The organism is Marinilabilia rubra (genome assembly GCF_003121985.1).
Taxonomy (GTDB): Bacteria; Bacteroidota; Bacteroidia; order Bacteroidales; family Marinilabiliaceae; genus Marinilabilia; species Marinilabilia rubra.
The window spans coordinates 1-1512 of the sequence record NZ_QEWP01000053.1; the positions used below are offsets into that span (position 1 = coordinate 1).

Sequence of the window (1512 nt, forward strand, 5' to 3'; positions counted from 1 at the left end):
TCAGTTAACATATATTCTGATCAAAACAGAAAATTAAAATCAAATGTCAATCAAGGCACTCTTTTTTTTTAGCAATTTTGCAGTTAATAATAAATCAAAAAGTCAACCTATATTAGGACGGCTCAACTAATTACTGACAACTGACAACTGACCACTGACCACTGACTACTGACCATCCTTTGGTCGTTAGATATTAGATTATTAGATAGTAGATTGTTAGATAAAAATATTCTCCATGCCCTCTGCTCCCTGCTCTTCTAACCTCTAACTTCTAACCTCCAGTCTCTAACCTCAAGCCTCTAACCTCCAATAATCTGACAACTGACCACTGACCACTGACCACCGACCACCGATCACCATCCCCCTACTTCACCACAAAATAAGGATTCAGCAGGTTCTCCTTATTGTACTGCAATTCATGGTCCGTATCAGCCTGAAAGACCTTTTTCCCTGCAGCTCTGACAACCGCATGACCGGCACCGGTATCCCATTCCATGGTAGGACCAAAGCGGGGGTAAATATCTGCTTTCCCTTCAGCTACCAGACACAGCTTCAGCGAGCTGCCGATACTTACGGTATCTACCGGTTTGTCCGATTCCTTTTCAATATCAGCAATAAAATCTTTTGTCTCCTGATTGAGGTGGGATTTACTGGCCACCACATTAAATGTTTCACGCTCATAAGCAACGGGTAATTTTACCGATTTCCCGGGTATGGCATTCAATGTCTCTGCAGCAGTAACTTCTTTACCCATAAAGGCACCGTCCTCCAGATCTCCATAATAGATTTGGTTCAGCACCGGCGCATAAACTACCCCCAGCACAGGACTTCCCTTTTCTATCAATGCGACATTAACCGTAAACTCCCCATTGCGTTTAATAAACTCTTTGGTTCCATCCAACGGGTCTACCAACCAGAAACGCACCCAGCCTGAACGTTCTGCAAAAGGGATATCAGTCCCCTCTTCACTCAGAATAGGGATCCCTGTTTTTTCCAAAAGATCCTTAATGGCATTGTGAGCCCTGAGATCTGCAATTGTCAACGGTGAGTTATCATCTTTGGTCTGCACCTGAAAATCTGAATTTTCGTAGACATCCATTATTTCCCTGGCTCCCGCCAGTGATGCCTCCATTGCTTGTTTGAGTAATGTTTGCATGATGTTTTCTTTTTCTCCGGCAGTGCCGGTTGTAATTGTCGTGCGAAGATAATTAATTATTTTGGGGAAAGTTGGAGGGTGCGAAGGTGTGGTCTTCATCTACCCAGTAGCTTATTAAATCAACAATTCAGTAGTTTTACCTGCATAGGGCAGGGAGCGTGGGGAAAGGCGCTTGTAGCCTTGGGCGTAAAGAGGTCGTCAGTAAGCAGTAATCGGTGGTCAGTTAACGGGTGAGCCGTCCTAATATAGGTTGACTTTTTGATTTATTATTAACTGCAAAATTGCTAAAAAAAAAGAGTGCCTTGATTGACATTTGATTTTAATTTTCTGTTTTGATCAGAATATATGTTAACTGA

General features: G+C 42.6%; 1 protein-coding gene. It reads right to left on the reverse strand.

The window, feature by feature from the left end; translation table 11 throughout:
* Nucleotides 1-364: 364 nt before the first annotated feature.
* Entirely contained in the window at nucleotides 365-1255 is an 891-nt protein-coding gene (gene cysQ / locus DDZ16_RS20550) for a 3'(2'),5'-bisphosphate nucleotidase CysQ (protein WP_232526834.1), read from the reverse strand.
* Between the last annotated feature and the right edge of the window lie 257 nt (nucleotides 1256-1512).